The 25,972-nt window shown below is 38.8% G+C and carries 27 protein-coding genes; 5 read left to right on the top strand and 22 right to left on the bottom strand.

What is annotated here, in order from left to right:
* Window positions 1–57: 57 nt before the first annotated feature.
* Window positions 58–1,026 (top strand): tryptophan--tRNA ligase, encoded by a 969-nt coding sequence (trpS, locus tag RM549_RS07660; RefSeq protein ID WP_311683402.1) that lies wholly within the window; start codon window positions 58–60, stop codon window positions 1,024–1,026.
* A 50-nt stretch (window positions 1,027–1,076) separates the two neighbouring features.
* Entirely contained in the window at window positions 1,077–1,493 is a 417-nt protein-coding gene (locus tag RM549_RS07655; RefSeq protein ID WP_311683400.1) for a hypothetical protein, read from the top strand.
* Window positions 1,494–1,511: 18 nt separating this feature from the next.
* On the opposite strand, the gene dprA is transcribed toward RM549_RS07655, so the two are convergent.
* Window positions 1,512–2,612: a DNA-processing protein DprA gene (gene dprA / locus RM549_RS07650; protein ID WP_311683399.1), complete on the bottom strand. Its 1,101-nt coding sequence runs from the start codon at window positions 2,610–2,612 to the stop codon at window positions 1,512–1,514.
* 96 nt (window positions 2,613–2,708) lie between these two features.
* Between dprA and RM549_RS07645 the strand changes: the two genes are divergently transcribed.
* Together RM549_RS07645 and RM549_RS07640 are read left to right on the top strand one after the other, a co-directional pair.
* Window positions 2,709–3,638: an HU domain-containing protein gene (locus RM549_RS07645; protein ID WP_311683397.1), complete on the top strand. Its 930-nt coding sequence runs from the start codon at window positions 2,709–2,711 to the stop codon at window positions 3,636–3,638.
* Window positions 3,639–3,702: 64 nt separating this feature from the next.
* Window positions 3,703–4,212: an acyl-CoA thioesterase gene (locus tag RM549_RS07640; protein WP_311683395.1), complete on the top strand. Its 510-nt coding sequence runs from the start codon at window positions 3,703–3,705 to the stop codon at window positions 4,210–4,212.
* A gap of 115 nt (window positions 4,213–4,327) precedes the next feature.
* Here RM549_RS07640 and RM549_RS07635 read toward each other — a convergent pair whose 3' ends face one another.
* The 18 genes from RM549_RS07635 to RM549_RS07550 all read right to left on the bottom strand — a co-directional run bounded on the left by RM549_RS07635 (window position 4,328) and on the right by RM549_RS07550 (window position 21,989).
* On the bottom strand, window positions 4,328–5,548 hold the full coding sequence (locus tag RM549_RS07635) for a murein hydrolase activator EnvC family protein (RefSeq protein ID WP_311683394.1): 1,221 nt from the start codon (window positions 5,546–5,548) through the stop codon (window positions 4,328–4,330).
* Window positions 5,545–6,315: a lipoprotein insertase outer membrane protein LolB1 gene (gene lolB1, locus RM549_RS07630; protein ID WP_311683393.1), complete on the bottom strand. Its 771-nt coding sequence runs from the start codon at window positions 6,313–6,315 to the stop codon at window positions 5,545–5,547. Before lolB1 ends, RM549_RS07635 begins: the two co-directional genes overlap by 4 nt.
* Window positions 6,316–7,686 carry a tetratricopeptide repeat protein gene (locus tag RM549_RS07625; RefSeq protein WP_311683392.1) on the bottom strand — a complete coding sequence of 457 codons (1,371 nt, stop codon included), beginning with the start codon at window positions 7,684–7,686 and terminating at the stop codon, window positions 6,316–6,318.
* Window positions 7,687–7,772: 86 nt separating this feature from the next.
* A complete protein-coding gene (locus tag RM549_RS07620; RefSeq protein ID WP_311683390.1) occupies window positions 7,773–8,783 on the bottom strand; it encodes a sugar phosphate nucleotidyltransferase in 1,011 nt (336 codons plus the stop codon).
* A gap of 70 nt (window positions 8,784–8,853) precedes the next feature.
* A complete protein-coding gene (dut, locus tag RM549_RS07615) occupies window positions 8,854–9,288 on the bottom strand; it encodes a dUTP diphosphatase (protein ID WP_311683388.1) in 435 nt (144 codons plus the stop codon).
* Window positions 9,285–10,727, bottom strand: a complete 1,443-nt coding sequence (locus RM549_RS07610) for a lipopolysaccharide biosynthesis protein (protein ID WP_311683383.1) — start codon at window positions 10,725–10,727, stop codon at window positions 9,285–9,287. The genes dut and RM549_RS07610 overlap by 4 nt, the downstream gene beginning before the upstream one ends.
* A gap of 49 nt (window positions 10,728–10,776) precedes the next feature.
* Complete coding sequence (locus RM549_RS07605; RefSeq protein WP_311683381.1) at window positions 10,777–11,220, bottom strand: hypothetical protein; 444 nt, start codon at window positions 11,218–11,220, stop codon at window positions 10,777–10,779.
* A gap of 119 nt (window positions 11,221–11,339) precedes the next feature.
* On the bottom strand, window positions 11,340–12,200 hold the full coding sequence (gene atpG / locus RM549_RS07600) for an ATP synthase F1 subunit gamma (RefSeq protein ID WP_311683379.1): 861 nt from the start codon (window positions 12,198–12,200) through the stop codon (window positions 11,340–11,342).
* 89 nt (window positions 12,201–12,289) lie between these two features.
* On the bottom strand, window positions 12,290–13,876 hold the full coding sequence (atpA, locus tag RM549_RS07595) for a F0F1 ATP synthase subunit alpha (protein ID WP_311683377.1): 1,587 nt from the start codon (window positions 13,874–13,876) through the stop codon (window positions 12,290–12,292).
* A 41-nt stretch (window positions 13,877–13,917) separates the two neighbouring features.
* The gene (atpH, locus tag RM549_RS07590; protein ID WP_311683376.1) at window positions 13,918–14,472 is read right to left on the bottom strand and encodes an ATP synthase F1 subunit delta; all 555 of its coding nucleotides are present in this window, start codon (window positions 14,470–14,472) and stop codon (window positions 13,918–13,920) included.
* Between the two features lie 5 nt (window positions 14,473–14,477).
* Window positions 14,478–14,972 carry a F0F1 ATP synthase subunit B gene (locus RM549_RS07585; protein ID WP_311683375.1) on the bottom strand — a complete coding sequence of 165 codons (495 nt, stop codon included), beginning with the start codon at window positions 14,970–14,972 and terminating at the stop codon, window positions 14,478–14,480.
* Between the two features lie 84 nt (window positions 14,973–15,056).
* A complete protein-coding gene (gene atpE, locus RM549_RS07580) occupies window positions 15,057–15,278 on the bottom strand; it encodes an ATP synthase F0 subunit C (protein ID WP_311483444.1) in 222 nt (73 codons plus the stop codon).
* Window positions 15,279–15,304: 26 nt separating this feature from the next.
* A complete protein-coding gene (gene atpB, locus RM549_RS07575; protein ID WP_311683373.1) occupies window positions 15,305–16,393 on the bottom strand; it encodes a F0F1 ATP synthase subunit A in 1,089 nt (362 codons plus the stop codon).
* 137 nt (window positions 16,394–16,530) lie between these two features.
* The gene (locus RM549_RS07570) at window positions 16,531–16,914 is read right to left on the bottom strand and encodes a hypothetical protein (RefSeq protein ID WP_311683371.1); all 384 of its coding nucleotides are present in this window, start codon (window positions 16,912–16,914) and stop codon (window positions 16,531–16,533) included.
* Window positions 16,914–17,129 carry an AtpZ/AtpI family protein gene (locus RM549_RS07565; protein ID WP_311683369.1) on the bottom strand — a complete coding sequence of 72 codons (216 nt, stop codon included), beginning with the start codon at window positions 17,127–17,129 and terminating at the stop codon, window positions 16,914–16,916. The genes RM549_RS07570 and RM549_RS07565 overlap by 1 nt, the downstream gene beginning before the upstream one ends.
* A gap of 7 nt (window positions 17,130–17,136) precedes the next feature.
* Window positions 17,137–19,671, bottom strand: a complete 2,535-nt coding sequence (gene porW / locus RM549_RS07560; RefSeq protein ID WP_311683368.1) for a type IX secretion system periplasmic lipoprotein PorW/SprE — start codon at window positions 19,669–19,671, stop codon at window positions 17,137–17,139.
* A gap of 93 nt (window positions 19,672–19,764) precedes the next feature.
* Complete coding sequence (locus tag RM549_RS07555; RefSeq protein ID WP_311683366.1) at window positions 19,765–20,496, bottom strand: ABC transporter ATP-binding protein; 732 nt, start codon at window positions 20,494–20,496, stop codon at window positions 19,765–19,767.
* Between the two features lie 11 nt (window positions 20,497–20,507).
* Complete coding sequence (locus RM549_RS07550) at window positions 20,508–21,989, bottom strand: DUF5687 family protein (RefSeq protein WP_311683364.1); 1,482 nt, start codon at window positions 21,987–21,989, stop codon at window positions 20,508–20,510.
* A gap of 96 nt (window positions 21,990–22,085) precedes the next feature.
* Here RM549_RS07550 and RM549_RS07545 point away from each other — a divergent pair, with 96 nt between their 5' ends.
* The gene (locus RM549_RS07545) at window positions 22,086–23,132 is read left to right on the top strand and encodes a 2Fe-2S iron-sulfur cluster-binding protein (protein ID WP_311683362.1); all 1,047 of its coding nucleotides are present in this window, start codon (window positions 22,086–22,088) and stop codon (window positions 23,130–23,132) included.
* A 72-nt stretch (window positions 23,133–23,204) separates the two neighbouring features.
* On the opposite strand, the gene RM549_RS07540 is transcribed toward RM549_RS07545, so the two are convergent.
* The 3 genes from RM549_RS07540 to RM549_RS07530 form a co-directional block, all read right to left on the bottom strand.
* A complete protein-coding gene (locus RM549_RS07540; RefSeq protein WP_311683360.1) occupies window positions 23,205–24,287 on the bottom strand; it encodes a glycosyltransferase family 9 protein in 1,083 nt (360 codons plus the stop codon).
* Window positions 24,288–24,293: 6 nt separating this feature from the next.
* Complete coding sequence (locus RM549_RS07535; RefSeq protein WP_311683358.1) at window positions 24,294–24,902, bottom strand: DUF4254 domain-containing protein; 609 nt, start codon at window positions 24,900–24,902, stop codon at window positions 24,294–24,296.
* A gap of 132 nt (window positions 24,903–25,034) precedes the next feature.
* Window positions 25,035–25,958 carry a DUF6427 family protein gene (locus tag RM549_RS07530; protein ID WP_311683356.1) on the bottom strand — a complete coding sequence of 308 codons (924 nt, stop codon included), beginning with the start codon at window positions 25,956–25,958 and terminating at the stop codon, window positions 25,035–25,037.
* Window positions 25,959–25,972 lie beyond the last annotated feature (14 nt).

Genomic DNA, 25,972 nt, shown 5'->3' with positions numbered 1-25,972 from the left:
AATGAGTCGACTGATTTCGCTAAAAAAGATAACTTTGTAAAAAATTGAAAAAGACCGATGTCCAGAATACTTACAGGAGTACAAAGTACAGGAACACCACATTTAGGGAATTTATTGGGCGCAATTATGCCGGCCATTAAAATGGCTAATCAGCCGGGAAACGATTCCTTTATTTTCATTGCAGATATGCATTCGCTAACCCAGATAAAAGATGCAGAAACTCTTAGAAACAATACCTATTCTGTAGCAGCTACCTGGCTCGCCTGTGGTCTGGACATAGAAAAAAGTGTTTTTTACAGGCAAAGCGATATCCCGCAGGTAACAGAACTTTCTTGGTATCTTAGCTGTTTTTTTCCTTTTCAACGTCTAACGCTGGCCCATTCTTTTAAAGATAAGTCAGACAGGCTTGAGGATGTAAATGCCGGGCTTTTCAATTACCCTATGCTTATGGCTGCAGACATTCTTCTTTATGATGCTGAAGTGGTGCCGGTGGGAAAAGACCAGTTGCAGCACCTGGAAATAACACGGGATGTCGCATCCAGATTTCATGCAAAAATTGGAGAGGTTTTTGTTCTCCCTGAAGCAAAAGTTGAAAAAGAAACGATGTATGTGCCGGGGACCGATGGTGAAAAAATGAGTAAATCTAAAGGGAATACGATCAACCTTTTTCAAACGGATAAAAAATTAAGAAAACAGGTTATGGGAATCCAAACGGACAGTACTCCGCTGGAAGAACCAAAAAATCCTGACACCTGTCACGTATTTGCCTTATACGAACTTGTTGCGACAGAGGCACAAGTCGCAGAAATGAGAGGAAATTATGAAGGTGGGAATTTCGGCTATGGCCATGCAAAACAGGCGCTTTTTGAAGTTCTCAAGGAAAGATTTAAGGAGCCAAGGGAGAAATATGAATATTATATGAATAACCTTCCGGAGCTGGATAAAGCTTTAAGTCTTGGTGCTGAAAAAGCTTCAGCAGTAGCCAATGACGTTTTAAAACGCGTGAGAGAGAAAGTAGGATATTGAAATGTTTAAGGTTGAAAGGCCGCCAAAGTAGATTCTTTCTTGTAAATAATATGAAGCTTCAAATAGAATATAAATCTGTTAACGTTGGTTTTTCTACTGATCAGGCTGATGAGGATCAAAACGGACAGAAATACCACTGGACAAAATCCTACGGAATTGACGATGTAGAGGAAGTACAAATATTAGAAGACGAAATATTTTTGCTCAATGCAGAATTAGAAGATGGAACCCAGCTTCAGAAGGAAATAAAGAATGTTTTTATTGTAAGAGTTATAACTGCAGATCACCAGAAGGATTACGCTGTTTCAGGGGAGCTGCTTCACGACACCAGCGAAATTACTGCAGAAAAAGACGGACTTAAAAATTTCTGTTTTTATTTAAATGAAGTTACCACGACTGTAGAAATAATTGAAGGAGTTTTTTTAACTGAAGATGAAGCTTACGGAGACGGTTTTGAAGTCATCTAATTGTCTACAATCCTCTTATTAAACAGCTTCAAACAACTTTCCCGGCAGTGGCCTTACAACTCCTTTTAACTCAAGATTTAACAAAAGGGAAGCGGCTTTATAAGTAGGAAAATTACAGTTTAAAGCAATAATATCAAGTTGTGCTTTACCAGAGTTCCGAAGATATTCAACGATCGTCTCCTCCTCTGGCTCCAATTCTACAAATAACTGCTTTTGAACGGCAGCATTTTTCTTTTGGATTTCCCAATTTAAGATATAGACAAGGTCTGCAGCAGAAGTGAGCACATGGGCATTTTGTGATTTAATTAGATTATTACAGCCTTTGCTGTGAAGATCTCCAGGACGTCCAGGCACTGCAAACACTTCCCGGTTATATGAGTTGGCAATATCTGCCGTAACTAAAGAACCTCCCTTTTCGGCACTTTCAATAACTATGGTGGCTTCGCTTAACCCCGCAATTATCCTGTTCCGCTTCAGGAAATTATTACGATCAAAGTCATCTGTACTCCAGAAATCAGTGAAAAAACCACCATTCTCCTCCACCTGGGACATATAGCGTTTATGAACCTTTGGGTAAATCTGGTTGAGACCGTGTGCAAGGCAACCAACAGTTTGCAGCCCGTGCTTAACCGCAGCTTTTTGTGCTGTAATATCCACACCATAAGCAAAACCCGAAATAATCACGGGATCAAGCGGACTAAGCTCCTCGATTAATTCTTCACAAAAAGCCGTGCCGTGACTACTAATCCTTCTGGTGCCAACAATACTTATAATCTTCTTTTGATGCAAATCGATATTACCTTTTTTAAAAAGCAGGATTGGACCGTCAAAGCAGTGTTTTAATTTATCGGGATAATCTTTGTCCTGAAAATATGAGTATCCAATGTTGTTCTTTTCTATAAATTTCAGTTCATTTTCTGCAGCTTTAAAATGATCGGTTTTGTGAAGATCCTGAATCCTTGATTCTCCAATTCCGTTTATCTTTAGTAAATTCTGTTTCTTTTCTTTAAAGATCGCTTCCGCAGAACCGAAGTGCCTGATGAGCTTTTTTGCTGTACTATCCCCCAGATTGGGGATATGCTGCAGAGCAAGGATATTAATAAGTTCAGAGGAATCCATTAATGGAATTTGGCTAAAAATACAGAAAAAAACATTTGTTAATAAAATTTCTTTAGGTAACTTTATCCTTCTGCTGGAACTCTTATTTTTGTACCGATGAACATAGCTAAGCATATTCAGGATTTACTCTATCGTTACGAATGCGTGATACTTCCGGGCTTTGGAGCTTTCCTTTCCCAAAAGCAATCCGCTCATATAGATGAAGACACACAATCTTTTCATCCGCCAAAAAAGACCGTTTCCTTTAACCGGCAATTACAGAAAAACGATGGGCTTCTTGCTAATTACATAGCAGAGGCTGAAAAAGTTTCTTATAGTAATTCTGTTTACGCAATTAGTGAGTTTGCAGCTTCACTCGAAAAAAGCTTAGAGGAAGATAAGCAGGCAGATTTGGCAAATATCGGCAAGTTTATCTTGTCTTCAGAAGGTACCCTCGCCTTTGAACCTTACGATAAGGTTAATTATTTTACAGATTCTTTTGGACTGGATTCTTTCCAGGCAGGAGTGGTAAATAGAGAGGTCTACAAGAAACAGGTTGAAGAAATTGAAGAGAAAACTCCTTTCCTTTTTACTCCGGAAAGACGCAAATCTTCTTATTTAAAGTATGCAGCAGTAGGAATTATAGCACTTGGTCTATCCGGTCTTGCAGGATTAAATATTTACAGCGATCAGGTTTCCAAACATAATATTGCAGAACAGCAGGAAGCCGAAGGACAGCTTCAGCAACAAATTCAGCAGGCAACTTTTATAATTGATAACCCTTTGCCGGCAATAACATTTAATGTTGATAAGCAATCCGGAAATTACCATATAGTAGCCGGAGCTTTCAGGATTGAAGAAAATGCAGCAAAAAAAGTAGACGAACTTCGTGCTGAAGGGCATAAGGCCCGCTTAATAGGAGCCAATAAATACGGGCTTCACCAGGTTGTGTATTCGAGCCACCAAACCAGAAGAGATGCAATAAACATGCTTCGGGAAGTAAAAAAATCAAACGAATCTGCCTGGTTGCTCATTCAGGAACTTTAATACTTCTTTAGGGCTTAAATCGTCTTCTACGCCTTATTTTTGCTGAAAATTGCAATATTTGATAATGGACGCAAAAACACCTGCAGAGTCAAGAACCATTTTAACAGATCTCGTACTTCCCAGCGAAACTAATCCACTAAACAACTTGTTTGGGGGAGAATTGCTGGCGCGTATGGATCGTGCTGCAAGTATTGCTGCCCGCAGGCATAGCCGCAGGATTGTGGTAACTGCTTCTGTAAATCATGTAGCATTTAATAAAGCAGTTCCACTCGGGAGTGTTGTGACTGTAGAAGCTGCTGTTTCCCGTGCTTTTAAATCTTCTATGGAAATTTTTATAGATGTATGGGTTGAGGACAGGGAAAGCGGCCAACGCTCTAAAGCCAATGAAGCAATTTACACGTTTGTGGCGGTAGATGAGACGGGTGCTCCCATAAAAGTTCCGCCACTTGAACCTGAAACAGATCTTGAAAAAGAACGTTTTGCTGCCGCCCTTAGGCGCAAACAACTAAGTCTGGTTCTCGCTGGAAAATTAAAACCAAATGAAGCTACAGAGTTAAAAGCTTTATTTGATTAAAAACCTATTTTCTTTTACTCTTTAATTGATTTTGAAGTGATGCCTCAAAAACGGCAATTATCGATAAGTTGCCTGAAGAAAAGCCTCTAAAGAAGATTAATAAAAGGCATGGGACCTACATTTGATAAACCCAGTCTGCCGGATTCATTTTTTGGGTGTTTTTAAAAATGAGAAAGTGTAGGGTGGTTTTTCCTGTACTCCGGTTAGTGGCAACTTCTCCTATTTCCTGCTCTGTGCTCACCACATCCCCTTTTTTCACATAGACCTTATCCAGATTGTCATATATTGTAATATAATCTCCGTGCCTCACCATTACTGCTTTATTTGCGCCTTTTAGTACCTGTACCTCACTCACGGTTCCGTTAAAAACTGCCCTAGCCTTTCCTCCTGTATCCGTATCGATATTTACACCATTGTTATTAATCCTGGCTGTCTTAACGATAGGGTGCGGATGTTCACCAAACTGCATAGTTACCACTCCCGTTTTTACCGGCCATGGTAATTGGCCTTTATTCCTGGCAAAATCTGCAGCCAGGGCTTTTGCCGCGGGAGTTAGCTTAAATACGTCACGGGACGTAGAACCACTTTCCTCATTTGCTTTTGCAATAGATGCCCTAATCATTTCATCAATCTGCTGGTCAATTTTATTAATTTCCCGTTGCCGCTGTTTGATTTGAGCTGCAAATTGTCCCTCTTTTTGATTAATTGTGGCCATTAAAGCCTGTTGCGATTTTCGGTTTTCTTCAAGTTGCTGCCGTGTTTTCCGGTTTTCAGCGATTAATTTTTCTTTATCTTCTTTCTGGCTGGCCAATGTAGAATTTAAACGCTGTAAATCTTCAGCACGCGACTTTATTTGCTCTCCCTGCTGTTTCCTGTAGTTCGTATATTGTTTCATATACTGAAGGCGCTTATATGCCTGTAAAAAGCTTTCTGAAGATAAAAGGAACATCACCCTGCTCTGTTGGGATTTACTTTTATACGATCTCTCAACCATTCTTGCGTAATCCTCCTTCAGCTTTTCCAATTCTTTACGCAGGGTAGAGATCTTTCTCGTATTTGTATTAATTTCCTGCGTGAGCAGGTTCGCCTGTTGGTTTGTTACCTTTATGAGATTTTCTGTACTCTTTATTTGCTGACTCAAATCTTCAACTTGCGTCAAAACAGATTTTTCTTTCTGCTTATTAGTAGATCTTAAATTATTAATCCTTTTTATTTCATTGCTAAGTTCCAGTCGCTTTTTCTCCAGTGTTTCCCGGTTGGTCTGAGCATGACTGGTAAAACCTGCACATATCACAACCAGAAACAAAGTAATATTTAGGATCTTCTTCAGCTTCATTTTACACTTATTTCATCATATCCCGAAGGAATGTCAAATGGAAAGCTCACTTCTTCATCAAAAACTACAGAACGATAAGTAATTTCAATATTGGTAGGCTGCCCACCTTCATTAGCAATTATCTTGATATTCTCCGGAAATACCTTTCCATTTATCGTCTGATAATTAGAATAAGTCACTGTCACACTTCTGCTTTCAGATTCCTGTGCAAGTTGCTGTGCAGATGCTTTTAAGTGCGAGGGATCAAGTAGAAACATTTTCTTGATACGCCCCATTTCTTCAGGTAAAAACTGGTAACCTCTTGGGCTCTGCACCATTTCGTAAGCATCTTCCCTAAGGTCATAAATCGCCTGGCCAATTAATAAATTCTGAAGCTTATTAAAATCTAGAGGAGTTCCCAACCATTCACTAATTAAACTGAAGTCACCATCAAAATAGCTTTTGCTGATTTTCTCATAATAACTTACAGAATTTGGGGTAATGTAAACTTTCGCTATTGGAAATCCCAGAACAGTGGCGCTCATCCAGATCGCTTTATCTTTTTCCATCCTAAAGCTCAGGTTTACTGACTGCGTTTTCTCCTCATCCTGATAAACTGCTTTTAATTTTCCCGATACGGTGTTGTACTGAATTTCATTATCGTAGTGCCTGGCTATAATATTGACTGCTTCGGCATCTTTGGTTACTATTTTTTTAGCCCCACGTCCACCTCCACAGGAAACAAGTACTACGGCTAACACTAATAATACTGCTATTCTCTTATACATTTAATTTATTTCTTTCATTAACATTTCGGCTTTTCGGCTGAATTCTTCTGCCTTTTCTACCTTGTCTAATCCGGCATTGGCTATTGCAAGCTGAGCATAAATGTCTGCTTCCATTCGCCTGTCTTCAATTACATAATCCAGACCAAATGTAAGAATTTCTTCTGCTTCCCGGTATTCCTCCAGAGCATTTAAAGTTAAGCCACGAAGCAGATAGAACACTGGCTGTGCAGGGAAAATTTCCAGTGCACTTTCACTCAATTTATTTGCTGCTTCCATTTCCCGAAATTCAAGTTGAAGCAAAAGAGCATTCTTGGTAAGATTAAAGTTATTCGAATCCTGCTTCAGCCCCTTCTGAAAATATTCCAGTGCTTCTTTCTTCCTGTTGTTCATTAGAAAATATTGCCCAAGTTCCTGATACAGTTCCGGTTTTCCCTCAAGTTCAGAAAGCAATTCTGCTACGTCCATCAGCTCCTCTTTAAATTCAGGATTTTCTTGTGCAAAAAGTAAAAAATCATTCAGCACCTTGTATTTAGAATCAGCATCAACTTCTTCGCTTTTAAATACGATTTTCATCGAATTAACAGCCTCTTTAGGCTCTCCCCTGTTGAGATAAAACTTATACAATGCCAGGTGAACCAATGTGGAACCCGGGTTGATTTCAAGAAGTTCCTGAGCAGCCCTGTAAGCTTCCTCATCATTACCATCCTGACTATAAACATAAATAAGATTCAGATAATTTTGCTCATTTTCAGGATCGGCAGCAATTCCTTCTTCAAGATTATCTATTTGTGCGACGGTATTATTTGTGAGCGCATATATCTGCCTGCGCATTCTTTCCCGGTAACTACTGTTTCCAAGTCTTTGGTCAAGCTCATCAAGAACGCTTAAAGCCTCGTCGTATTCCTGATTGAGCATATAAACATTAACAAGATCTTCAATATAATATTTGTCTATTTCAACAAGCCTCTTGATCACTGAAATTGCAGCGGCATAATCCTGAACTTCCATATGTGTGCTATATAGCTCTGCCAGGATTGCTTCTCTTCCAGGCTCAAGATCGTGTGCTATATTAAAATTTTCCACGGCCTTTTCATACTTCTCCATCGCCCGGTAATTCTTTCCAATTTCGAAGAAAATGACTGCATTTTCTGGTTGCAGCTCCTTACAGACTTCCAGTGCAGTTATAGCTTTTTCGTAGTTTTCTATGCCCTTTTGCTTAAGTGCCTCGAAGAAATTTTCCTGAAACTGATCTGAAACATTACCCAAATCATCCTTGTTCACCTCCTGAATTATAGGCTGCTCTTCCTGGGCAAATGCCCCCTGAAAGAGTGCAGTACCAAAAATGGCAAATATCAGGATCGTTCTTCTCATCTATAGCAATTTCAAACCTGTTGCAGGTATTTCCTTAAAAATCTCACAGATCCCGTGAAGGAAAACCTGTGAGATCTATATTTATATTATTCTAAAACAGAATAATCCCCAATACTAATTTCGGTAAAATCCCCATCGAACCTTGCGAAGTTTCCTATCATGGCATTATCCAGTTTTGCATTTTTTACTTCAGCAAAAGTCTGAATTAAACTGTTTTTTATTGTGGAATTGGTGATTTTAGTACCATCTCCAATAGAAACATTGGGGCCTATTTTTGCATTGGTCAATTCTACATTTTCACCAATGTAACAAGGCTCGGTTATTTCAGAATCTTTTATTTTAACAGAATCAGAAATCAGCTTTTCCCCTTCCTGATGTAAAAAATTAAGCATTCTACCATTAGTTTCTACAGTAACATTTTTATTTCCGCAGTCCATCCACTCATCTACCTTTCCGGGCACGAATCGTAATCCGTTTTGCTTCATAGCTTCAATACCGTCATTAATTTGATATTCACCGCCCCTGATGATGTTGTTATCAAGTACTCCCTGCAACTCCTTCTTCAACACAGCGACATCTTTAAAATAATAAATGCCGATAATTGCCAAATCTGAGACATAATCTTCAGGCTTCTCTACAAGGTCTGTAATTTCCCGTTTGTCATTAAGCTGAACCACACCATAAGCACTCGGATTGTCGACCTGTTTCACCCAAATCACACTGTCGGCATCTTTATCTAACGTAAAATCTGCTTTAAAAAGTGTATCGGCATAAGCGATAACTGCCGGGCCACTCAGGGATTCTTTTGCACACATAATGGCATGGCCTGTTCCCAAAGGCTTATCCTGATAATAGATACTACATGCAGCACCCAGGCTTTCTGCAATCCTCTTAAGATCTGTCTCCACTTTTTCACCAAAATCTTCCCCAATGATAAAAGCTACTTCATCAATCTTCTCATCCAGGACCTTGGCAATATCTTCCACCAAACGGTGTACTATAGGTTTTCCTGCAATAGGTATTAAAGGTTTTGGCACAGTTAAAGTATGAGGTCGTAATCTTGATCCACGACCTGCCATTGGTACAATAATCTTCATTTTAAAGTTGTTTGTCTCTTTAGCCCTTCAAAAGAAGGAGCTTAGAAGAATTAATAATTCAAATTTATTTTTAGTTATTTCCAGTACTTCCAAAGCCTCCAACACCCCGTGAAGTTTCTCCAAGAATGTCTACTTCTTCCCAGGAAATATGTTCGTGCTTAGCAATTACCATTTGTGCAATTCTCTCCCCGTTTTCTACAGTAAAATCTTCATTGGAAAGATTCACAAGAATCACACCGATCTCTCCGCGATAATCTGCATCTATGGTTCCGGGAGCATTAAGAACTGTAATTCCCTTTTTTGCAGCAAGGCCGCTTCTTGGCCGCACCTGGGCTTCATAGCCTTCCGGTAGTTCTATAAAAAGTCCCGTCTTAATAACAGCCCTTTCTAAAGGTTTTAGTAATACTTTTTCTGAAATGCTGGCCCGCAGGTCCATTCCTGCCGAAGCTTCAGTTTCATAATGCGGTAATTTGTGTTCAGACTTGTTTATTATTTTGATTGTCATTGATCCAATATTTGTTTTAAATCTTTGCGTTCATTGAAAAAAGTAATGAGCAGGAACAAAATTACAAAAGACGATCCTGCCAGGTAGTTTTCCCGGAAAAATTTAAAGGAAATTAAAGAAAGTAGTATTGATATAAGTAAATACATCCCTATTTTTTTAAGGTTATAGGGTACAGGGTAATATTTCCTGCCTAGAAAATATGAAATGAGCATCATACTTCCATAAGCCGCTAACGTGGCCCAGGCCGCAGCCATAAAACCTATAACAGGGATTAGAAGAACATTAAAAAGAACAGTAACCACAGCACCAAAAATTGAGATGTACATTCCCATCCTGGTTTTATCTGTTAATTTATACCAAACTGCAAGGTTGTGGTAAATTCCCAGAAAAAGATTTGCCAACAGAACAACCGGAACAATAGCGAGCGTGAACCAATATTCCTCGTCCCTTATAAGAAGTTTTTTAAAGAAATCTATATAGACCACCAGTACAACCAGGATAAGACTTCCCGCTATGACAAAATACTCAAGGATCGTGGCGTAAGTCTGCCTGGCGTTCTCCTGCCTGGAATGATTAAAGAAAAAAGGCTCTGCCCCCATTCTAAACGCCTGAATAAAGATCATCATAAAAACAGCAAGTTTATAACAACCTGCATAGGCTCCCATAACTTCGTCTGAAATCATTTCTTTAAGCAGTAGTTTATCCAGATTTTCATTGATGAAAAAGGCCAGTCCCGCCACCATAACCGGCCAGCCGTATTTCCACATTTGCTTTAAAATACTAAAACTGAAGTTGACTTTTGTTTTAAAAAAGTAAGGAAGCAAAATGAAAAATGTCACAGCACTCGCCGCAAGGTTTGCAATGAAAATATATCCAACTTTATCTGACTCTGAATAGTGTGACAGGACGAGATCTGGAGAAAATTGTGAATATTCTGAAACAAACCAGAAAAAATAGAAGTTGAGAAGTACTACAACCGAAATATTCAAAACTTTCACTAATGCAAACTTTACAGGCCGATTAGTGGCGCGTAAATAAGCAAAAGGAATGACCACCAAGGTGTCCAGGGCCAGGATTCCAAGCAGATAGTTAAAATATTCTGGCTGAAGATCTACAAGGGTAGTGATCCAACCCCGGAAAATAAAAACCAGGATAAAGAAAATAACAGTAGTAACAGTCAGGGTAATAAAGGAAGTAGAAAAGACTTTATCCTTCTCTTTGGAATGGCTAAAAAACCTGAAAAAAGCGGTTTCCATACCATAAGTAAGAACCACATTAAAAAATGTAGCCCAAACATAAAATGTGGTATTAATAGAATATCCTGCCGGCCCGAGATATTCTGTGTGCAGCGGTACAAGAATAAAATTCATGAGCCGTGGCAAAACCGTAGCAAAACCGTAAATTATGGTGTCTTGAAAAAAGCGTTTTAACGTACTCAACAGGCAAGTTAGTTTTTACAAATATCCTAATAAATAAGAACTTAAATGCCTATTTCCCGTCTGTTATACCGGTAAGTTTAAAGTATTTTGTTTTGTTATTCTGACTAAACACCAGGATAGCTTCGTCACGTTCTATGTCAAATGGACTCTTTTCTGCTCTTTGAGGAGCTTTATTTCCATATTCCTCCCTGGGATCACTGCTCATTACCACTTCTGAATCTTTAGTGTTGAATTGCGCAACATACTCATTGGACAATTCCTCATTTTGTACAAGTGGAGATTTCATTCCGCGGAAGTAAACACTGTCAAGAGAAATCTGATTATCCTGAATTACTGCCACAGGAATGTGCAATTTCAATCCAGAACTTGCAGTAGTGGTATAAACATCCTGGAACTGCGCGGGTGCGCCCTCCTGCAGACCTTTGTTACTGCCACAGTTTGTGAAAAGACTAAAAACTAAAATAGTATTGAAAAGAAGGTATATATGTTTCATAATGGATGTTTATTAAAGATAATGATTCAAAATAGATGCCAAAGAAAAACCCGTAGCTATTTGCTACGGGTCGATATAGTTTCATTTTAGTCTTAACCCCTCGGCTTTTAACTAGGATTTTAATTATTCAAAGCCTCAGCACCACCGACAATTTCTAAAATCTCGTTAGTAATAGAAGCCTGACGTGCTTTGTTATAAGATAGTTTAAGATCGTCCCTAAGCTCTGTCGCATTTTCAGTTGCTTTGTGCATCGCCGTCATACGTGCGCCATGTTCTGAAGCAAAAGAATCACGTAACGCTTTATAAAGCTGCATTTTCAGAGATTTCGGAATAAGCTCTTTTACAATTTCTATTTTTGAAGGTTCAAAAATATAATCCAGTTGCTTTGTTTCTTCGGTATCAAATTGCTCAATAGGAAGAAACTGCTCTTCTGTTACTATTTGTGTTGCGGCATTCTTAAACTGGTTATAGACGATTTTGATCTTATCATATCGCTCGTCCAGGAATAACTGCATCAATTCTTCAGCTATTTCAGCAACATTATCAAAAGTCAGCTCATCATAAATTTCATTATTGTTCTTGTAAATACTGAAATTTCTGGATAAAATATCGTTTGCCTTTTTACCAATAGTGTAGATTTCGACGTTCTTTCCAGGATAATCAGCCTTCGCTTTGTTCCTTACTGCTTTAATAATATTAGTATTAAAAGCACCTGCCAAACCTCTGTTAGAAGATATGGCAACAACCAGTACATTTTCAACTTCCCTTTCTTCAGAAAACTTGCTGCTCGCATCATCATCCAGGGTTGCACTTAAATCCTGTAGTAACTGAGTTAGCTTTTCAGAATAAGGACGCATTGCGGTGATGGCATCCTGCGCCTTACTCAATTTTGCAGCAGAAACCATTTTCATGGCGCTGGTGATCTGCATCGTTGAAGATACCGAAGTTATCCTGTTACGTAAATCTTTTAAGTTTGCCATAATCCCCACTTAATCTCCCCAAAGGGGAGAAAATTAATTTAGTTCATAAATAACCCCTCCCCCTCGGGGAGGATGGGAGGGGAATTTACTTAGCCTTTATTTTTATATTTTGAAGAAAGCTCTTTTGCCACAGAAGTTAAGGTATCTGTAACCTCATCTGTGAGTTTACCTGCTTTCAAAGTGTCTAAAGTATCTCTGTGCTTAGCATCAAGATACTCAAGATAATCTTTTTCGAACTCCCTTACCTTTTCTACTGGTACATCTCTTAGAAGGTTCTTGGAACCTGCATAGATAATCGCTATCTGATTTTCTACCGGATAGGGATCGTTTTGCCCTTGTTTAAGGATCTCCACGTTTCTCTTACCTTTTTCGATCACACTTAGTGTCGCAGGGTCAAGATCTGAACCAAACTTAGCAAAAGCTTCCAATTCACGGAACTGGGCTTGGTCCAGTTTTAAAGTACCTGCAACTTTTTTCATAGATTTAATCTGTGCGTTACCACCAACACGTGATACAGAAATACCTACGTTAATCGCCGGACGAACACCAGAGTTAAATAAATCTGAAGTCAGAAATATCTGTCCATCCGTAATCGAAATCACGTTGGTTGGAATATATGCCGAAACATCTCCTGCCTGTGTTTCAATTAGCGGAAGTGCTGTTAAAGAACCGCCACCTTTTACCTTATCCTTTAAAACATCCGGAAGGTCGTTCATTTCCTTCGCAATATCATCGTTATCAATAATCTTAGCCGCACGTTCAAGTAATCTTGAGTGAAGAAAGAATACATCCCCGGGATATGCTTCACGACCCGGTGGACGACGAAGTAAAAGTGATACTTCACGATAAGCAACCGCCTGCTTGGATAAATCATCAAATACGATTAGTGCAGGACGACCTGTATCTCTAAAAAATTCACCTATTGCAGCACCGGCGAACGGAGCATAAACCTGCATTGGAGCAGGGTCTGATGCGTTTGCAGCAACAATAGTAGTATAAGCTAAAGCACCTTTGTCTTCCAACACTTTCGCAATACCTGCAACTGTAGAAGCTTTCTGGCCAATAGCAACATATATACAATAAACCGGTTCCCCGGCATCATAAAATTCCTTCTGATTTAATATAGTATCAATACAAACAGTGGTTTTACCTGTCTGACGGTCACCAATTACAAGCTCCCGTTGTCCTCTACCTACAGGAACCATGGCATCAATAGATTTAATTCCTGTTTGCAAAGGCTCGGTTACCGGCTCACGATAAATAACACCAGGAGCTTTTCGCTCAAGCGGCATTTCAAAAGTTTCACCTTCTATAGCTCCCTTACCGTCTATGGGGTTACCTAAGGTATCAACCACACGGCCAACAATACCTTCACCAACTTTAATAGATGCAATACGTTGTGTTCTCTTCACTACAGAACCTTCTTTAACCTGCCTGTAAGGTCCAAGGAGCACAACCCCAACATTATCTTCTTCAAGGTTTAGTACAATACCTTCAAGGCCACCTTCAAATTGGACCAATTCCCCGTATTGTACATTGGCAAGGCCATAGACATTGGCGATACCATCACCAACGGTTAGGACAGTTCCAACTTCGTCTAATGAAGCCTCTGCTTCAAAACCTGATAATTGTCTTTTTAATATTGCTGATACTTCAGCAGGATTTACTTCTGCCATAATTATTTGTTATATAATAACACGTTTAATTGCGTAAATTTTTAAATTTTTGAAACGTATGAATTGTCTTTAAACTTTCTTTTCAGGTTATCAAGATTTCTGGCAATACTTGCATCATATTGCAAATCTCCAATTCTTAATATAAACCCACCAATCATGCTCTCGTCAATCACATTTTTGACAATAGCACCGGCACCTGTTAATTCCTTTATCTTATCCTGAATTTTACCGCTGAGCTCTACACTATAAGGAACGGCAGTAGTAACAATAGCCTCCTGTAGTCCACTTGTGTTATGGTAAAGTTTAAGATATTGCTTTGCTACAGCATCAAGGTTGTTAATCCGTCCATTTTCGATAAGTATATCAAAAGCTCCAAGTGTAACTCCGTTGGCATCCTTAAAGATTTCCTTTAAAGCACTTCTTTTAACACTATCTTTAATGACGGGGCTCTTTAGCATATTCTTCAGATCGCTACTTCCGGCTATAGTTTGAACTATAGTGTCCATATCATTCTTAACATCTTTAGTGACATTGTTGTCACCTGCCAAAGAAATTATTGCCTTTGCATATCGTTGTGCTGCCCTTGTTCCCTTCATAGCAACTAATTTAAAGTCACATCACCAAGCATATCATCGATCATCTGGTGCTGCTTTTCTTTACTTGATAATTCTTTACGAATCACTTTTTCTGCAATTTCTATAGAAAGGCTTGCAACCTGATTTTTAATATCAGCCATTGCTGCACGTTTTTCCATTTCTATACTTGCTTTAGCCTGAGCTACAATACTATCGGCTTTTTCCTGGGCTTCTTCAGCAGCATCTGCCACTATTTTTTCTTTTAACTCCCTCGCTTCCCTTAAAACAGCATCTCTCTCTGCCCGGGCTTCCTGCATAAGCTTTTCATTATCGGCCTTAAGATTTTGCATTTCCTTTCTTGCATTCTCTGCAGAGGCCAGCGAGTCATTAATAGTTTCTTCTCTTTGTCTAAGACCATTTAAAACGGGTTTCCAGGCGAACCTGGCCATTAAAAATATCAATATCAAAAAAACAATGGTTTGCCAAAAAAACAAGCCATATTCAGGAGTAATTAAATCCATAGTTTATTTAGAAAATAGTTAAAACATCATTTTAAATAAAGCCTCTTCGCAACCAACCGTTGCGAAGGGACTTTAGTAATTTAATTATCTTAATACACCTAGTAAAGCGGCAACCACTCCAAAAAGAGCAACACCTTCTACAAGTGCAGCAGCGATAATCATAGCTGTCTGGATTTTACCAGAAGCTTCCGGCTGACGGGCAATAGCATCCATGGCAGAGCCACCGATTCTACCAACTCCAATAGCTGCTCCCACAACTGCCAAACCAGCACCTAAAGCTGCAAGACCTACATACAATAATTCCATAGTTGAAAAATTTAAATAATTAAAAATTAATGATGTTCATGTTCCTCAACCGCCATCCCGATAAACAGGGCTGACAGAATCGTAAAAATAAACGCTTGAAGGAATGCTACCAGCAATTCCAGTACTGTTATAAATAATGCAAAAGGAACAGATATTCCTGCAACCCCTGCGTTTTCCAATAAAAATATCAACCCAATTAAACTCAGGATAATAATATGTCCTGCAGTAATGTTCGCAAATAAACGAATCATAAGTGCGAGTGGCTTGATAATAACTCCCATTATTTCTACCACTGCCAAAATTGGTTTCACAAAAGTAGGGATCCCTGGCATCCAAAAGATGTGTTTCCAGTAATCTTTACTTCCGTTAAATATTATTAACGCAAGAGTAAAAAGTCCAAGAGAAACCGTTACTGCAATATTTCCTGTTACATTCGCCGCTCCGGGCAATAAACCTAAAAGATTGGTAATCCAGATAAAGAAAAATACCGTTAATAAAAAAGGCATGAACTTCATATATTTTTTCTCACCTATCTGCGGCCTTGCTATCTCATCCCTAACAAAAAGAACAAGTGCCTCAAGTGCATTATTCAATCCTTTTGGAGCATGCTTATTCTTGGTGTGATGGCTGGCCAGGCTACGGAACAAGATAATCATTAAAACAACGGTAATTAACATTGCTGCCACGTTCTTGGTTATAGAAAAATCCCAGGGCTTACTGGCATTTACAGGATGATGCTCCTCATCTAATTCCAGGGTTTGATCCCCATCTTCCAGACGGTAAATCTTTTCATGGTAATTCACAAAACGCATCCCGTCCTTCTCGACAACATATTGCCCTTCAGTATCATGATGAAATTCACTGGACATAAAAGTTACAAGTCCATTATCTGTAAACAGGATGATAGGAAGTGGAATTGTAAAAGCATCCTCTCCCTCTCCAAAAAAATGCCACCCATGGGAATCTCCAATATGGTGCATAATCATGTCCGTCGGATTAAATTTTTCTTCTACTTCTTCAACAGTTTCGTGCTCCTGTGCAAATGAAATTAAAGGAAGTACGGCAAAAGCTAGTGTAAAGTACACTTTAATCATAAAAGATTTGTGTGCTGTCATGTTACCTGTTCTACTTAAAAAAATTGTGGGCTCTAAATTTCCGTGCAAAGGTATACTTTTAATTTTTATCTGAAAGTCCGCCCCTCAATTTTTTAACCCAAATCAACCTTTTCGTGATATTATTGATTGTCAGTTAATTATTTTGAATTGATAAGTTTTACAACATAAATTGTTTCGAGGATCAAAAAGAAAAAATAAGGAAGAAAAAATGAAATTAAACTGCCGAAAATAGCTTCAACCTCAGCTAGCATCATGGGTAATAGAAAAATAATTGCTGCAAGCATCTTAAAAAGGCTTAGACCCATAAAAGCAAGACCCGTTTTATCTTCAAACTTCCCATGGATAAAAACCAGCGCAAAAAATATTAGAAAAGTAACCAGAAAATGAAAAGTATAAATGGAGAATATACTATAATACAATTCTACCTCAACTATATAATGAATGATTAGAAATTGAAAAAAACTTAAAATAAGGGCAAAAGGAATCAGAATCTTTAAAAATGCAAGTAATTTTCCTTTCATTATTTCTCGTCTTTATTCATGTCACTAATTCCACGATAAACCTGGTATAAAGCTATAAAAACACCCAGCAGGGAAACACCTATCGTAAAAGCTGAGTATTTATTCGGAAACTTTTCATCCAGCCAAATGCCAAAGAAAACTCCAGCAGCAATAATAATTCCCATCTGGAAAGCAATATTTATAAGATGCAGGTATTTTCGCTGATCGTCCTTCACTTAAAATTTATTCATTAAATCTATCCAGATACGCTTCAAGATTCTTCTGAATCTGAACTATTCTATAGTTTTCATTCGAAATAACAACTGGTTCCCGCTCCACCCTGTAATCTTTATTTATCTGAAGCAATTCAGCAAAACCAAGAGAAGTCTCTCTGCGCTTAAGCCCATGCACCGCTACAAAATTTATATCAGGATCATAAACATCTATTGAAACCGAAAGTTGATCGTAATTTAAATCCACCAGCGCCTGGTCGATTTTCTCCTTCAGTTTAAACATTTCCTCTTCTTCATTCACACCAAAAGCATATAAAAGTTTAAAGCTGCTTTGCTCATTTTCTTCAGCAAAAGTAAGACTTTCCAACTGGGGAATCGTCCGGTTATAAATATCCTGCGCCTTTTTTCCTTCTTCGGTTTGAGGATATGTTAGTGCGAGCTGATTTAATGCTTTTTTGTAATCTGCCAAACCATGCAGCCTCCCAATTGCCATAGCTTTTAGCAGTTCCAGTTTTGGAACAATTTCATCACCCGTATATTGAGTTGCCAAAGCAGTAGTTTCTGCAATGACTTCAGCATATTCTTCTGCTTCAAACTTTCTATAGATGTCATCATAAGCAGCATCGGGAGAATTGCCATTTTCAGCAAGGCTCTGCGGATTTTCAATATAAGCAGCGTAACGGGAATCCGGATGATTTTGAAGTATATCCTCCTTCATAATTTCCATTTCCTGAAATCTGTCAGATGCCTGATAAGCTTTATACAAATTATATTTTGCCGGTAGTACCAGACGTTCTTCCGGTAAATTTTCCAGAAGCACCTCCAGTCTTGCTGAAGCCAGATCGAACTCCCCATACTTCTCGTTGTAGATAATCCCCAGTTGATAATAGGCAAAATCCCGTTCCCTTGTTAAACTATCCAAAATATAAGGATCATCCGGAATTTGACTCACGTAAGACATGGCATCAAAACGAGGATCTGTTGCTATATCAATCTCCAAAAAGTCATTTTGTACCTGCTCTGTACCGGCAGAAATATTATTATCTCCCCATCGCCAGTTATCTGAAAGTTCTCTTCTACCCCAGGTTCGCAGGAATTCACGCGCACCATTGTTTACAAGGGATTCATTGTAAAAATAGAAATTACTCACAGGGCCTGAAGTATTTCCAGCCATTGGAACTGCAGGGCCAAAAGTGTTTTGTGATAATGCCAGATCATTTCTTCCGGCAAGTACCTCTTCAGTATACGTAGCTTTTAGGTCGGTAGTGTAGGTTGTGAAATAGGCAATCTGTTCTTCTTCTGAAAGGTTGGCTATTCTTAGAATACTATCATTTTTTTCAGCAATTTCTTCATACTGAATAATGTCCTCCAGGTTATTTCTTTTCTTCTTAATAGTCCTGAATTCCCTCAGTTGAGGGGACATTGTTGCCAATGTACTGTCAAAATACAAACTTGCCTCCCGGTATTCCCTGTTATCAAAGTTGATATTTGCCAAAATTTCGTAGTTGATGGATTTTAGGTAAGCATCACTGCGGGGTGAGCGAAGGGATTTATTGTAATATTCAATGGCAAGATCTGTAGAGTCGAGTCTGTTATAATATTCCCCAATCTGAAAGTAAATTTTATCCAGGAAAGGCCGGTTTTCCCTGTCTTCTTCCAGGTCTGTGAGTAATTCCCGTAACTCCTGAATATCTCCTGAATCATAGTCGAAGTTGCGCACCTTCTGTACCTGGGCATTTATCATATAAATCCTTGGAGACCTTCTGTTAAGATCAATTACTTCATCAAAAGCAATATTTGCCTGCTCTGGCTGATCCAGGAAATTGTGAAGCTGTCCCAGAATAAAATAATACCTTCCTTTTTCTTCATTCTTTTTGGTGTATTCAGCAGCAGTCTGTAACGGAGCAATTGCGCTATCCTGGTGTTCCAGATTAATATAGGCCTGGGCTAGAGTGGCATTGGCATCTGCCAAATCCTGCTCTTCGAGGTTATAGTTATTGATAATCCGCTTTAAATTTTTAATTGCCAGCCTCTCATTTTCAAGACGCATGTTGGTCTTCTCCCGCCAGATTTGTGCGTAATTTATATTATCGCTTGCAGGATACTTGTGAAGAATATAATTAAAGGCTTCCAGGGCAGGAACAAAACGCTGATCGAAATAACGGGCTTTTCCCAGCAACAGGTAAGCTTCATCTATCTGCGGATTACGTTCCTTACCATCAATCAACATCGAGTGACGCTGGATTGCTTTTACCGCCTTCTCCTCTGCCCTTCCAAAATTTTGGTTTCTAATACTGTCCGGAAGCGTGATATTTTGATCGATCTGCATTCTTTCAACAGGCAGAATGTCCCAGTAATTATCGGCATAATTCTGGTTTAATTCTTCACGACCCTGTTGCAGCGCAAGACTCCCGTTGTAAAGCGTATTATATTCTGTAGTTACAGCGTGCCAGTTGCGGCTAAGGAAAGTATCCTTTCTTCGGGAACAGCTAAATATGATGCTCACGATTAAAATAAGAAAAGGAATTCGGGTAAATCTGTTCAAAATCAGCGATTTCTTAGTACCATGCATAACTCAAAAACAGGTACTTTAGTGTGCAAAAATACGCTTCTTTTTACAAACACAAAGTGCAGCAACTTAGATTCCCTCTTTTGGCTCCTCTGCCTCAACCTGCTCCCCGGCAAAATATGTTTCGAGTTCTTTTAGTGTTGCTTCTGAAGTCTGAATATCTTTTACAATTATTCCTTTATCCAAAACCACAATCCGTTCACAAACTTCGGTCACGTGAATTAGATCATGGCTGGAAATTAATACGGTAGTTCCTGAAACTTCAGATAAATCCTTCAGGATTTTCTTTAAACGGAATTGTGTAGTGGGATCCAGATTTGCAAAAGGTTCATCCAGAATGACGACTTCGGGGTTACCAATAAGCGCGGCGATTATCCCTACTTTTTTCTGATTTCCCTTGGAAAGATCCCGAAGATACTTACTTCTGCCAATGATTTCGCCATTAAAAAAATCTTCAAACTGCGCAACAAAGGAATCAATGTCTGCACGGTTTCTATTCCTTAGCTCCCCTACAAAGTAGAAGTATTCTTCCGGAGTAAGGTATCCAATCAGGAAACTTTCATCTATAAAAGAAGAAGTAAAAGGTTTCCAATCTTCGCTCTGGCTTACCGTAATATCATTATTAAAAATATTACCCGTACTGGGCTGGATCAAATCCAGAAGAAGGCTGAAAAATGTGGTTTTTCCGGCTCCGTTATTTCCTACAAGACCAAAATTTTGGCCTGAAGGAATTTCCAGATGCTCAATATCCAGAACTTTTGTTCCGCCGTAAGCCTTGGAAAGATTTGTTGCTGTTATCATAATATTATTTTTTATTCGCCGCTTTGTTTAAAGCCTTGAATCATTGCGTATTTCCTCTTTTTGTAAGCACCTGCAAGAAAATCCAGCAGCTTAGACCTTAAAAACAAGCCAATAAGTCCCAGGAATGCTAAAATACCTAGAGCTGCATTAAAATTCAGGAATTTATTGGTGACCCAGAAGATAAGCATCGGGATTATCATTAAAGGAAGGGCTACCAGCCATTGGGCGGCGCCGGTACCCTGATAATTCATAAACGGACTTTTATCCAAATCAATCCTCTTTTTGTTAAAAGAGCCGGCATAAAGTAATAGCGGAACGTTTACCCCAATGTTATAGACCGCACAAACCATATTCAGCAATAAAATATTCCAGCCAAAATAAACGTAAGGGGTAGATAAAATTGCCAGTACCACTACGCTAAAGGTAATTAACCCGGCCTTTGATGCAAGATATTGCTTTAAAGGGATATTCTGGGCCATGATCATGGAATAATATGAAGAATCCCAACCGGGAATAAATTGGCCAAAATTCATCATAAACATGCCGGTAATTAGAATTCCAATCATAACAATGAATGCAGACATTTCCTGCTCTTCGACCTTATAGAATATTAGCCCATAGAAAACAAAGAAAAGAGCCAGATAGACGGTGGTTTTCGGTCTCTTATTTCGCCAGATCAGCTTTAAATCCTGCTGAAGAAAAGGGGCAATGCTGCCGAATTTCCGGGTCCAGACAAAATCGCTGGTATCTGCAGCTTTCGCTTTCTGCTTCAGGTTTGCATCCAGGTAAAACTTCTTTTCCAGGTTTAACTGATTCCATTTATAAAGTAGAACCAGAAGGATTACAGGAACAAAAGCGAGGTATGGGTGAGCCACCACAAAGTTTAAAGCTTCTCCAAATAATACCGTGATTTGAAAAATTCCAAAATAATCCAGCGCCGCAAGAACGGCCACAACAATTATAAAAGGTATAAGCGCCTTCAGATCGTCTGTAAAGCGTTTTTTAAGGATGAAATTGGTGAAATTCACACACAAGCTAAGCGAATACGCAGCAAGCATCCACGCAAGAATTTCAATAGTTGCGTAATCGCTTTCCACCATACAAAAGATTCCAAACGGGATTATAACAAAAAGCGGAAGTATATTGTAGAAAGAATAAAGTGATTTAGCGAGTACAAAATTTACCACTTTCCTTTTTGGAATTGGCTGGTTTAGCAAAGGCTTTATATCTATCACCGGCAAAGTCTGTAATAAAAACCGGAAAATTAGTTCACCTAAAAGCCATAGCAATACATACCGGTTGACCACCTCCAGAGGATCCTGATCTGGATAAAATTCCTTAAGCATTGGATATAGCCCTATTCCCAGCACCAAAAATGATCCGGCAAAGTAAAGCGCCATAAAAAGAAGGAAAATTTTAAGTCCTATACTTTTTCCAAAACTGGCCGACCTGAAAAAGGCCTTCCATTCCAGGGAGAAAAACAGTTTAAACATAATTTGCTGGTCTTTTATTACAAGTATAGAATTTTAGCGATTTGTTACACTTTAAAAACAGCTATACTTTGTATTTTTGCAAATAAATTTTTTTTGATGAGTCAATTTTATCCGCTAAAAATTAAAGAAGTAATTCGTGAAACTCCTCAGGCTGTAAGCTTATCTTTTGAGATTCCGCAGGATTTAAAAGGGGAGTTTAACTTTAAAGCAGGCCAGTACATCACGATAAAAACTGCTGTTGGAGAGGAAGAAGTGAGAAGAGCTTATTCCATTTGTTCAGCTCCTGAAAGCGAAGATTTTAAGGTTACGGTAAAGGAGGTTGAAGGAGGTAAATTTTCGGTTATTGCCAATAACAAACTTAAGGCAGGAGATATATTGGAAGTACATCCGCCCGAAGGGAAATTTGTCTTGACTCCCGCCGATGATGTTAATAATTACGCAGCCTTTGCTGCCGGTAGCGGTATTACTCCCGTTCTTTCTATCATAAAAACAGTGCTGTTTGAAGAGCCTAAAAGCAGGTTTATCCTTACCTACGGAAATAAATCCCCAGAAGAAACCATCTTTTTTAAAGAACTTCTGGATCTTCAGACAAAATTTCCAGATAGATTATTTATAGAATTTGTTTATAGCCGGTCACGTGAAGAAAACGCCCATTTTGGACGTATAGAAAAAAGCACTGTCAATTTTGTTGTCAAAAATAAATTTAAAGATCAGTCTATTAAGGCGTTCTACTTGTGCGGACCCGAACAAATGATCAATTTTGTTACCGGAATTTTACAGGAAAACGGTATACCTGAAGATAAAATCTTATTTGAATTATTTTCCAGTGAAGATACTGGAGAAGTAAAGGCAGATGTTGAAGGGCAGACCGAATTAACGATCCTTGTAGACGATGAAGAGACGACTATGACGATGGATATGAAGGAAACAGTGCTGGAGGCGGCGCTGGAGCACGATCTTGATGTTCCTTACTCCTGCCAGGGCGGAATCTGCAGCAGCTGTATTGCCAGAATTACTGAAGGAAAGGCAGAAATGAGAAAGAACCAGATTCTTACTGATGATGAGCTGGAAGAAGGACTAATTTTAACATGCCAGGCACAGCCTACCACACCTACTTTGAAGGTGGATTATGACGATGTCTAATGCTGAATTTAATACAGGTCGAAAATTGGCAATTTTCGACCCTCGCTTTGAGCGGGCTTAAAGGACTTCTAATTATTTAAGGATATTAAGCACTTTTTCGACAATGGCTTCCGGCGGAATGCTTCGCATTGCATTTTCATAACCCTCAGGAATCTTTTTTCCGTAAATTGAAGTGGGAATTAGAGGAAATTTATCCAAATTGGGCAAAAATGAGTGCTTAGGAGGCTGATTAAAAGGAACAAAGCCTGCATAAGGATGTGTCAGGCCCCAAATTGTGATTACCGGCACATTATACATAGCCGCTAAATGCCCATTGCCGCTATCCATAGAAAGCATGGCATCTAAATTGGCAATTAACGCCAGCTCCTCTTCAAAAGAGATTTTTCCTGACACACATTTTACTTCTGAAAATTGTTTTTCCCACTCCTTTAACTTCGGAAGTTCTTCAGCGCCACCACCGAACAGGAAAATTTTCACATTTTCTTCCTGCTGAAGCTCATTCAGCACTTTTTCCATTAAATCTGAAGGATATGATTTGGAAGAATGTTGTGCAAAAGGCGCAATTCCGAGCCATTTTTTGTCGTGAGCGCCGGTAATCGCTTTTACTTCTTCAGAAAGGGCAAATTTGGTGTTGAACTCGTGATCCTTCAGTGCAATTGGATAGCCTAACTCTTCAAAAACATTGGCGTAGCGCTGATGTGTGGATTTCAGTTGCTTAAAAACTTTGTCTTCAGCGCGGGTAAGGGCTTTCTTTTCACTTCTGCCTTTATCAATTTGCTTTACCGGGATTCCGAAGAGATAAAAAACAGAATTCAGTACATTACTGCGAAGCACATCATGAAGATCGGCAACCATATCTATTTCCTCATCCCGCAGCTCTTTCGCCAGTCGTCCAAGTCCAATTACACCACTGTGTACGCCATATACATCTGCTTCGTAAACAGAAACATTCGGAAGATCTTTAAACATTGGCGCAAAAAATCCGCGGGTTAAAACCGTAATTTTTAACTGCGGATACGTATTTACTAACGTTCGGATAACCGGCACAGTCATCGCCACATCACCCATGGCAGATAAGCGAATCACCAGGATATGAACCTTCTTTTCCACAGCGCGATCGCTGCCGGAGGAAATATTAGAAGGTTCATTTTTCATTACAAATTATTTTTTATCACGAAGAACAGGATTAAGTTCTTCGTCGTTATACATTTTCATTTGCTTGTAAACCTTCATATATTTATCCCCGTTGGCGATATCTTCCAGTAATTGATTAATTGCCGTAGAAAGATCTACACGCTGTTCCAGTAAAACATCCAGTTTTGCCTTACAAGCCATTTGATGCTCCTGTGAAGCATCATTTCTATTGGCTTCTTCACCCATATGATAAATTTTGAGCGCCAGGATCGATAAACGATCTATCGCCCAGGCCGGACTTTCTGAATTAATTGTAGCGTCGTCTTTGGGTTTTACTTCTTTAAAATTTTCCAGAAAAAAACTGTCGATATATTCTACCGTATCTGTACGGTCCTGATTGGAAGCATCTATTTTTCGTTTTAGCTGTAAAGCAGCTTCAGGATCTATATTTTTATCCCGAATAATGTCTTCATAATGCCATTGTACGGTATCAATCCAGCATTTCCTGTAAAAAAGGTGACCAATTAAATCCTCCTTTTGGTCATAAGGATTTTCAAAATTCTGGTCTACACTATCAGTCTCGTGGTACTTCTCGATTACTTCCTGAAAAATGTGATTGGCTTTATCTGAAAACATGGTATATCTTTTTCCTGTGGTTTAACTTCAGCTTAGTGCAAAGGTATTATAATTTACAATAGTTTTGAAGTGTGGCAAATCTGAAATAACTTTTCTGAAGGGCTAATTTTCCACTGAAAAATTCTCTTCAGTTTAAAAGATAAACGGAATACAAAGCGGCATAAGGATAAGTAGAAGCAGCAGTATTTCTTTGAAAATCCTGTCTTTTTTATTGCCAAAATAATTGGAGGCGATAATGCTTAGCGGCACAAAGAAAAATATAAATTCACTGCCGTTCTTGTTGTGGGAAAGCATTGCTATACAAATTGCCGTTCCCAGACTTAACATCACCAGATTAAGGACTGGCCGCCGGGTAATACTCGCCTTTTGAATAACCGAAAAGTAAAAAAACATGGTCCAGATTAAAACCGCAAGAATAATACTTAACGGAACTAAAAGCGCCAGATCCTGATAATTTTCAAACTGAAAATTCATGGGCTGGAACCAATCTGAAAAATGGTAGAAACTTTCGTAAACCAGAAGATAAGCGCACTCGGTTACTAAAGCAACCGCCAAAAAGGCAATTATCGGGATAAGGAAATTCTTGATATAGGCCGCGTAGAAAACTATACCTGCAAAGACCACAATCAAGAATAAAATCGACCAGAAATAGTATAAAGAGGCGATACAAATCCAAAAAGTAGCATCAAAAATCTTCTTTTGGACTACTTTTCGCGATTTTAAACTAATAATTCTTCGGAAAGAAAGCAGAATGAAGAAATTGGCAATTATCGCCTGGTCATTCTTTAGCAGCGCCGGAAAAGAAGTTGCAAAAACAGCAAAAAGCAGGATTTTATAGGCACTTCTTTTAGTAAGTTCATTCTTCTGCGCTATAAAATTAAGCACCAGCACACTTAGAAGAAAAATGACCAGAACCGCCAGTTTTTCTAAAAATGGCAGCAAATTAAAATCGGCAATTAAGGGATCGAAGTTGGCGAAAACAAAGAAAGCAGCCATAAAAATCACTACTGCAATAATATTAACAGGAGTTGATTTGCCAAAAAAGCTTGTTAGCATTGCCGTTTTTTATA

Origin of the sequence: Autumnicola patrickiae, assembly GCF_031846525.1 — a bacterium.
Classification (GTDB): Bacteria; Bacteroidota; Bacteroidia; order Flavobacteriales; family Flavobacteriaceae; genus Autumnicola; species Autumnicola patrickiae.
Note: the sequence above shows the minus strand (reverse complement) of the source record. Positions and strands in the feature narration are given on the sequence as shown.

Coding starts and splice junctions, on each gene's coding strand:
- RM549_RS07585 (WP_311683375.1), bottom strand. CDS start 14,972: ATGGATTTAATTACTCCTGAATATGGCTTGTTTTTTTGGCAAACCATT.
- RM549_RS07530 (WP_311683356.1), bottom strand. CDS start 25,958: ATGCTAACAAGCTTTTTTGGCAAATCAACTCCTGTTAATATTATTGCA.
- lolB1 (WP_311683393.1), bottom strand. CDS start 6,315: ATGTATAAGAGAATAGCAGTATTATTAGTGTTAGCCGTAGTACTTGTT.
- atpG (WP_311683379.1), bottom strand. CDS start 12,200: ATGGCAAACTTAAAAGATTTACGTAACAGGATAACTTCGGTATCTTCA.
- RM549_RS07540 (WP_311683360.1), bottom strand. CDS start 24,287: ATGAAAAATGAACCTTCTAATATTTCCTCCGGCAGCGATCGCGCTGTG.
- RM549_RS07655 (WP_311683400.1), top strand. CDS start 1,077: ATGAAGCTTCAAATAGAATATAAATCTGTTAACGTTGGTTTTTCTACT.
- RM549_RS07645 (WP_311683397.1), top strand. CDS start 2,709: ATGAACATAGCTAAGCATATTCAGGATTTACTCTATCGTTACGAATGC.
- RM549_RS07550 (WP_311683364.1), bottom strand. CDS start 21,989: ATGTTTAAACTGTTTTTCTCCCTGGAATGGAAGGCCTTTTTCAGGTCG.
- RM549_RS07620 (WP_311683390.1), bottom strand. CDS start 8,783: ATGAAGATTATTGTACCAATGGCAGGTCGTGGATCAAGATTACGACCT.
- RM549_RS07570 (WP_311683371.1), bottom strand. CDS start 16,914: ATGAAAGGAAAATTACTTGCATTTTTAAAGATTCTGATTCCTTTTGCC.
- RM549_RS07605 (WP_311683381.1), bottom strand. CDS start 11,220: ATGAAACATATATACCTTCTTTTCAATACTATTTTAGTTTTTAGTCTT.
- dut (WP_311683388.1), bottom strand. CDS start 9,288: ATGACAATCAAAATAATAAACAAGTCTGAACACAAATTACCGCATTAT.
- RM549_RS07635 (WP_311683394.1), bottom strand. CDS start 5,548: ATGAAGCTGAAGAAGATCCTAAATATTACTTTGTTTCTGGTTGTGATA.
- RM549_RS07555 (WP_311683366.1), bottom strand. CDS start 20,496: ATGATAACAGCAACAAATCTTTCCAAGGCTTACGGCGGAACAAAAGTT.
- atpA (WP_311683377.1), bottom strand. CDS start 13,876: ATGGCAGAAGTAAATCCTGCTGAAGTATCAGCAATATTAAAAAGACAA.
- RM549_RS07535 (WP_311683358.1), bottom strand. CDS start 24,902: ATGTTTTCAGATAAAGCCAATCACATTTTTCAGGAAGTAATCGAGAAG.
- RM549_RS07640 (WP_311683395.1), top strand. CDS start 3,703: ATGGACGCAAAAACACCTGCAGAGTCAAGAACCATTTTAACAGATCTC.
- RM549_RS07625 (WP_311683392.1), bottom strand. CDS start 7,686: ATGAGAAGAACGATCCTGATATTTGCCATTTTTGGTACTGCACTCTTT.
- RM549_RS07545 (WP_311683362.1), top strand. CDS start 22,086: ATGAGTCAATTTTATCCGCTAAAAATTAAAGAAGTAATTCGTGAAACT.
- dprA (WP_311683399.1), bottom strand. CDS start 2,612: ATGGATTCCTCTGAACTTATTAATATCCTTGCTCTGCAGCATATCCCC.
- trpS (WP_311683402.1), top strand. CDS start 58: ATGTCCAGAATACTTACAGGAGTACAAAGTACAGGAACACCACATTTA.
- atpB (WP_311683373.1), bottom strand. CDS start 16,393: ATGACAGCACACAAATCTTTTATGATTAAAGTGTACTTTACACTAGCT.
- atpE (WP_311483444.1), bottom strand. CDS start 15,278: ATGGAATTATTGTATGTAGGTCTTGCAGCTTTAGGTGCTGGTTTGGCA.
- atpH (WP_311683376.1), bottom strand. CDS start 14,472: ATGAAGGGAACAAGGGCAGCACAACGATATGCAAAGGCAATAATTTCT.